This window comes from Streptomyces sp. NRRL B-24572 (assembly GCF_002156145.1).
Classification (GTDB): domain Bacteria; phylum Actinomycetota; class Actinomycetes; order Streptomycetales; family Streptomycetaceae; genus Streptomyces; species Streptomyces vietnamensis.
Window position 1 is genome coordinate 1 of record NZ_MWIG01000733.1, and the last position, 6,891, is coordinate 6,891.

General features: G+C 69.1%; 7 protein-coding genes. 5 read left to right on the forward strand and 2 right to left on the reverse strand.

The features are described from left to right. Window positions 1–140 precede the first annotated feature (140 nt). The gene (locus CCN56_RS34725; RefSeq protein ID WP_086831784.1) at window positions 141–452 is read right to left on the reverse strand and encodes a ferredoxin; all 312 of its coding nucleotides are present in this window, start codon (window positions 450–452) and stop codon (window positions 141–143) included. Window positions 453–692: 240 nt separating this feature from the next. Here CCN56_RS34725 and arc point away from each other — a divergent pair, with 240 nt between their 5' ends. The 5 genes from arc to prcA all read left to right on the forward strand — a co-directional run bounded on the left by arc (window position 693) and on the right by prcA (window position 6,339). Continuing rightward, entirely contained in the window at window positions 693–2,459 is a 1,767-nt protein-coding gene (gene arc, locus CCN56_RS34730) for a proteasome ATPase (RefSeq protein ID WP_041128380.1), read from the forward strand. A gap of 190 nt (window positions 2,460–2,649) precedes the next feature. Next, window positions 2,650–4,161 (forward strand): depupylase/deamidase Dop, encoded by a 1,512-nt coding sequence (dop, locus tag CCN56_RS34735; RefSeq protein WP_086831785.1) that lies wholly within the window; start codon window positions 2,650–2,652, stop codon window positions 4,159–4,161. A 160-nt stretch (window positions 4,162–4,321) separates the two neighbouring features. Then, entirely contained in the window at window positions 4,322–4,534 is a 213-nt protein-coding gene (locus CCN56_RS34740) for a ubiquitin-like protein Pup (RefSeq protein WP_015032443.1), read from the forward strand. A gap of 160 nt (window positions 4,535–4,694) precedes the next feature. Beyond that, window positions 4,695–5,534 carry a proteasome subunit beta gene (gene prcB / locus CCN56_RS34745; protein WP_041128378.1) on the forward strand — a complete coding sequence of 280 codons (840 nt, stop codon included), beginning with the start codon at window positions 4,695–4,697 and terminating at the stop codon, window positions 5,532–5,534. Between the two features lie 52 nt (window positions 5,535–5,586). Then, the gene (gene prcA / locus CCN56_RS34750) at window positions 5,587–6,339 is read left to right on the forward strand and encodes a proteasome subunit alpha (protein WP_041128377.1); all 753 of its coding nucleotides are present in this window, start codon (window positions 5,587–5,589) and stop codon (window positions 6,337–6,339) included. A gap of 148 nt (window positions 6,340–6,487) precedes the next feature. On the opposite strand, the gene CCN56_RS34755 is transcribed toward prcA, so the two are convergent. Beyond that, on the reverse strand, window positions 6,488–6,891 hold a 404-nt coding region (locus CCN56_RS34755; RefSeq protein WP_179200089.1), incomplete at its 5' end, for a substrate-binding domain-containing protein.

A 6,891-nucleotide genomic window follows, 5' to 3' on the forward strand; every position in this document is an offset into this window, starting at 1 on the left:
CTGTCCGGGGGATCGGGGCCGGACGGGCCCCAGGCCCTGCGGGCCCGGGGAGACCCCGCGCACCGGACGCCACGACCCGTCCGGCCCCGATCCCCCGGACAGCCCCCAGGGGGCCCGTCCGACGGACCGGCCCCCGGCCGTCACTCGGCGTCGGGGCCGTACACCTCGACCTTGTCCGCGACCCGGCGCACATGGATGCAGTCGCCCGGGCACTCCTTCGCGGAGTCCACCACGTCCTGGAGCAGCGGAAGAGGCACCGGCGTGGTGGCCCCCGCGTCCTGGAGCAGCTCGTCGTCGGCGCTCTTCACATATGCGAGCCCGTCGATGTCGAGCTCGAAGACCTCGGGAGCGTACTGCGCGCAGATCCCGTCCCCGGTGCACAGGTCCTGGTCGATCCAGACCTCCAGCGCCTCCTCGGCGCCCGTCGCCGGGGCCTCGTGCTGCACGGTCATATCTCCTGCCGTTTCTGCTTCGCGCGATAAGTCGGGCCACCCCTGACGGGTGTTGACCGATGACGACGATACAACCGCCCGCTTTCAAGTGGTGAAGGGTGGGTATTCCCCTGGCGAGAGGGGAAGCGCAAGGGTGAAGATCGGACACACCCCGGAGTCTTTTTGATCTAGGGGTTTCAATCACCACCCACGCAGGTAGGGTCAGGAAGCGTCCAGCTCCCCTTGGAGGAGGTGAGGACCGTGGCAGCCCACGACGACGACATCAACCGCGGCATCCGGCCGGGGCGGGGGTCTGAAGACCCCGCCGGTCAGGTTGCCTATCTCGAGCAGGAAATCGCCGTCCTGCGCCGCAAGCTCGCCGACTCTCCGCGCCACACGAGGATTCTCGAAGAGCGGATCGTCGAGCTGCAGACCAACCTGGCCGGCGTGTCCGCGCAGAACGAACGTCTGGCGAACACGCTCCGTGAGGCCCGCGACCAGATCGTGGCCCTCAAGGAGGAGGTCGACCGGCTCGCGCAGCCGCCGGCCGGCTTCGGTGTCTTCCTGCAGGCCAACGAGGACGGCACGTGCGACATCTTCACCGGGGGCCGCAAGCTCCGGGTGAACGTCAGCCCGAGCATCGAGCTCGAAGAGCTCAAGCGCGGCCAGGAAGTCATGCTCAACGAAGCGCTCAACGTGGTCGAGGCCATGGAGTTCGAGCGCGCCGGGGACATCGTCACCCTCAAGGAGATCCTCGAGGACGGCGAGCGCGCCCTGGTGGTGGGGCACACCGACGAGGAACGGGTGGTGAGGCTCGCCGAGCCCCTGCTGGACATCACCATCCGCGCCGGCGACGCCCTGCTGCTCGACTCCAGGTCCGGCTACGTCTACGAGGTGGTCCCCAAGAGCGAGGTCGAAGAGCTCGTTCTGGAAGAGGTCCCGGACGTCGACTACGACAAGATCGGCGGTCTGGGCAACCAGATCGAACTGATCCGCGACGCGGTCGAGCTCCCCTACCTCTACCCGGACCTCTTCAAGGAGCACGAACTGCGGCCGCCCAAGGGCATCCTGCTCTACGGCCCGCCCGGCTGCGGCAAGACGCTGATCGCGAAGGCCGTGGCCAACTCCCTGGCCAAGAAGGTCGCCGAGGTGACCGGCCAGCCCGCGGGGAAGTCCTACTTCCTCAACATCAAGGGCCCCGAGCTCCTCAACAAGTACGTCGGCGAGACCGAGCGGCACATCCGCCTCGTCTTCCAGCGTGCCCGGGAGAAGGCGAGCGAGGGCACCCCCGTCATCGTCTTCTTCGACGAGATGGAATCCCTCTTCCGCACCCGCGGCTCCGGTGTCAGCTCGGACGTGGAGAACACCATCGTCCCCCAGCTGCTCGCCGAGATCGACGGCGTGGAAGGCCTGGAGAACGTCATCGTCATCGGCGCCTCCAACCGCGAGGACATGATCGACCCCGCGATCCTGCGGCCCGGCCGACTCGACGTGAAGATCAAGATCGAGCGTCCGGACGCGGAGGCGGCGAAGGACATCTTCGCGAAGTACCTCACGGCCGGCCTGCCGCTCCACGCGGACGACATCTCCGAGCACAGCGGCTCGAAGGAGGCCGCCGCGCACGGAATGATCCAGTCCGTCGTCGAGCAGATGTACGCGGAATCCGAGGAGAACCGCTTCCTCGAAGTCACGTACGCCAACGGCGACAAGGAAGTCCTGTACTTCAAGGACTTCAACTCCGGCGCGATGATCCAGAACATCGTCGACCGGGCCAAGAAGATGGCCATCAAGGCCTTCCTCGACCACAACCAGAAGGGCATCCGGGTCTCCCACCTCCTCCAGGCGTGCGTGGACGAGTTCAAGGAGAACGAGGACCTGCCCAACACCACCAACCCCGACGACTGGGCCCGGATCTCCGGAAAGAAGGGCGAGCGGATCGTGTTCATCCGCACACTCGTCACCGGAAAGCAGGGCGCGGACACCGGACGCTCCATCGACACGGTGGCCAATACCGGTCAGTACCTGTAAAACGCCCACCGGCTGCGGATGTCCGGAAACCGGGCATCCGCAGCCGACGCATTCCATCCAGCATTTCCCCCGGCATCACAGGAAAACAGGGAAATACCGCAACTGATCTCCCCACCAGCGCGAAGCCGCTCTAGGCTCTTCGGTACCGCCGAGTCGCGCACAGTGAGCGCCGCCGGGCAAGGAGGGCCGCATGACCGTACGGCGAGTAATGGGCATCGAGACGGAGTACGGGATCTCCGTCCCCGGACACCCGAACGCCAATGCCATGCTCACCTCGTCCCAGATCGTCAACGCCTACGCGGCGGCGATGCACCGGGCGCGCCGCGCCCGCTGGGACTTCGAGGAGGAGAACCCGCTGCGGGACGCCCGCGGCTTCGACCTCGCCCGCGAGGCCGCCGACTCCAGCCAGCTCACCGACGAGGACATCGGCCTGGCCAACGTGATCCTCACCAACGGGGCCCGGCTCTACGTGGACCACGCCCACCCCGAGTACAGCGCGCCCGAGGTCACCAACCCGCGCGACGCCGTCCTCTGGGACAAGGCCGGCGAGCGGATCATGGCGGAGGCGGCCGAGCGCGCCGCCCAGCTCCCCGGGGCCCAGCCCATCCACCTCTACAAGAACAACACCGACAACAAGGGCGCCTCCTACGGCACGCACGAGAACTACCTGATGAAGCGGGAGACCCCCTTCTCGGACATCGTGCGCCACCTGACCCCCTTCTTCGTCTCCCGCCAGGTCGTCACCGGCGCGGGACGGGTCGGCATCGGCCAGGACGGCCGGGAGAACGGCTTCCAGCTCAGCCAGCGCGCCGACTACTTCGAGGTCGAGGTGGGCCTGGAGACCACCCTCAAGCGGCCCATCATCAACACCCGGGACGAGCCGCACGCCGACGCCGAGAAGTACCGCCGCCTGCACGTGATCATCGGCGACGCGAACCTCTCGGAGATCTCCACCTATCTGAAGCTCGGCACCACCGCCCTCGTCCTCTCCATGATCGAGGACGGCTTCATCACGGTCGACCTCGCCGTCGACCAGCCGGTCCGCACCCTGCACCAGGTCTCGCACGACCCGACGCTCCAGTACCTGATCACGCTCCGCAGCGGCCGGACACTGACCGCGGTCCAGCTCCAGATGGAGTACTTCGAGCTGGCCAGGAAGTACGTGGAGGAGCGGTACGGCGACGACGCGGACGAGCAGACCAAGGACGTCCTGTCCCGCTGGGAGGACACCCTGGGCCGTCTGGAGACCGATCCGATGAGCCTCGCCGGCGAGCTGGACTGGGTCGCCAAGCGGGAGCTCATGGAGGGCTACCGGCGCCGCGACGGCCTGGACTGGGACGCGGCCCGGCTGCACCTGGTGGACCTCCAGTACGCGGACGTACGCCCCGACAAGGGCCTCTACAACCGTCTGGTGGCCCGCGGGCGCATGAAGCGGCTCCTGGACGAGGCCGAGGTGGAGCGGGCCGAGACGGCGCCTCCGGAGGACACCAGGGCCTACTTCCGGGGCCGCTGCCTGGAGCAGTACGCCGACGACGTCGCCGCGGCCTCCTGGGACTCGGTGATCTTCGACCTGCCCGGCCGGGACTCCCTCCAGCGCGTCCCGACCCTGGAGCCGCTGCGCGGCACCAAGGCCCACGTGAAATCGCTCCTGGACCGCTGCCGCACGGCGGAGGAACTGGTGCGGGTGCTTTCCGGCGGCTGAACCGGGGCCCCGGTGGGGGCCTGAAATGCCCCGGCACTGGGAATCATGGAATCAGTGCCCGGGCGTTGTGGAAACTGCGGGGCCGAAGTCAGACCCGACCTATAGGGTCTGATCTTGTAAGGACTCAACCGAGCGGGCCGATTCGAGCGGGGTGAGGGATATGGCGACCAAGGACACCGGCGGCGGACAGCAGAAGGCGACGCGATCCACGGAGGAGGTCGAGGAGACCACCACCGAGGCGAGCTCCGACCTCAAGGAACGCCAGGAGAAGCTGAGCGACGACGTGGACTCCGTCCTGGACGAGATCGACGACGTGCTCGAGGAGAACGCAGAGGACTTCGTTCGAAGCTTCGTCCAGAAGGGCGGCGAGTAGCCGCCCCACGCGCCTGTCGTCCTCCGTCCCCGGAACCCTGGCGAAAGCCGTGGGTCCGGGGACGGATGACAAGCGGTGGCACGGGTAAGGTCCGTGCACAGCATCCAAGATCAGCCGGCGCTTCCCACGGCCGGCCGACTGTCCCACCGGAAGGAATCGCGTGGAAGCCAACCCTCGAAGCACCGGGCGTCTGCCGGCGGCCTTCCTGACGCCGGGGTCGTCCTCGTTCATGGACTTCCTGGCGGATCACTCGCCGGAGCTGCTCCCGGGGAACCGGAAGCTGCCCGAGGGGATCGTCGAGGCGCCGCACGGCACCACCATCGTGGCCGCCACGTTCCCCGGGGGCGTCGTGCTCGCCGGTGACCGGCGGGCGACCATGGGGAACATGATCGCGCAGCGGGACATCGAGAAGGTGTTCCCGGCCGACGAGTACTCCGCGGTCGGCATCGCCGGCACCGCCGGTCTCGCCGTGGAGATGGTCAAGCTGTTCCAGCTGGAGCTGGAGCACTTCGAGAAGGTGGAGGGCGCGACGCTCTCCCTGGAGGGCAAGGCGAACCGTCTCTCCACCATGATCCGCGGCAACCTGGGCATGGCCATGCAGGGGCTCGCCGTCGTGCCGCTCTTCGCGGGCTGGGACGAGGGCAAGGAGAAGGGCCGGATCTTCTCGTACGACGTGACCGGCGGCCGCTCCGAGGAGCACGGCTTCGCCGCCACGGGCTCCGGCTCGATCTTCGCGCGCGGTTCGATGAAGAAGCTGTACCGCTCCGACCTGACCGAGGAGCAGGCCACCACCCTGGTGGTGCAGGCGCTGTACGACGCGGCGGACGACGACTCGGCGACCGGTGGTCCCGACATGGCCCGCCGGATCTTCCCGATCGTCACCGTCATCACCGACGAGGGCTTCCGCAGGCTCACCGAGGCGGAGTCCTCCGAGCTGGCCCGATCGGTCACCGAGCGGCGTCTGGAGCAGCCCGACGGGCCGCGCGCCGCCCTGCTCTGACCGTTCGTCGCCCGTAGAAGCCCTTCAGACCGGAAGAAAGGGACGGTAGCCGGTGTCCACGCCGTTCTATGTCTCACCCCAGCAGGCCATGGCCGACCGGGCCGAGTACGCCCGCAAGGGCATCGCCCGCGGCCGCAGCCTGGTCGTCCTCCAGTACACCGACGGCATCGTCTTCGTCGGTGAGAACCCGTCCCGTGCCCTGCACAAGTTCAGCGAGATCTACGACCGGATCGGCTTCGCGGCCGCCGGCAAGTACAACGAGTACGAGAACCTCCGCATCGGCGGCGTGCGCTACGCCGACCTGCGGGGCTACACCTACGACCGGGACGACGTCACCGCGCGCGGCCTGGCCAACGTCTACGCCCAGACCCTGGGCACGATCTTCTCCAGCGCGGGGGAGAAGCCGTACGAGGTGGAGCTGGTCGTCGCCGAGGTCGGCTCCGAGGCGGAGGGCGACCAGATCTACCGGCTGCCGCACGATGGCTCGATCGTGGACGAGCACGGCTCGGTCGCGGTCGGCGGGAACGCGGAGCAGATCAGCTCCTTCCTTGACCAGCGGCACCGGGACGGCATGTCGCTCGCGGAGGCCCTGAAGCTGGCCGTGCAGGCGTTGTCGCGGGACACCAACGGCACCGAGCGGGAGATCCCCGCGGAGCGCCTGGAGGTGGCGGTCCTGGACCGTACGCGTCCGCAGCAGCGCAAGTTCAAGCGGATCGTCGGCCGTCAGCTGTCGCGTCTCCTGGAGGCGGACAACGCGGCGGCGGCGAAGACGGACGAGCCCTCGGACGAGGCTCCCGAGGAGTAGTCGGCGGTACCCGAAGGGGCCCCGGTCCGCGCGCGAGCGGACCGGGGCCCCTTCGGTGCACCCGGGCTCGCGGAGGCGCGGGCCGGGGCCCTCGGCCCTCTGCGCGGGCCGGTCGGGCAAGCCGGGGGGCCGTTCGGCGTGGCGCCGCTCAGGGGGCCGGTGCGGGGCCCGTGGAGCCGCGCGGGACGAGGGCCACGGGCAGAGTGACCGGTGGGGCCGGTTCGCCCGCGAGGACGGCGAGGAGCGCCTCCATGCCCCGTCTGCCGAACTCCTCGGCGGGGAGCCGGACGGTGGTGAGCTCGGGTTCGACCGCGGTGGCCAGGGCCATGTCGTCGAAGCCGGTGACCGAGAGGTCTTCGGGGACGCGCAGTCCGAGGCGGTGCGCGGCCTTGCTGACGCCGGCGGCGAGGATGTCGTCGTCGCAGATCACCGCGGTGGGGCGCGGGCCGGGGGCGGCGAGGGCCAGGTGGGCGGCCTCGCGTGCGTCGGCGACGTTCAGCGGGGCCCGTACGGTGCGGAGCCCGGTTCCCCGCAGGGCGTCGGCGAGGGCGG

Bases quoted from the DNA above. Each gene is read 5' to 3' on its own strand.
- CCN56_RS34725 (WP_086831784.1), bottom strand. From the start codon at position 452: ATGACCGTGCAGCACGAGGCCCCGGCGACGGGCGCCGAGGAGGCGCTG.
- CCN56_RS34740 (WP_015032443.1), top strand. From the start codon at position 4,322: ATGGCGACCAAGGACACCGGCGGCGGACAGCAGAAGGCGACGCGATCC.
- dop (WP_086831785.1), top strand. From the start codon at position 2,650: ATGACCGTACGGCGAGTAATGGGCATCGAGACGGAGTACGGGATCTCC.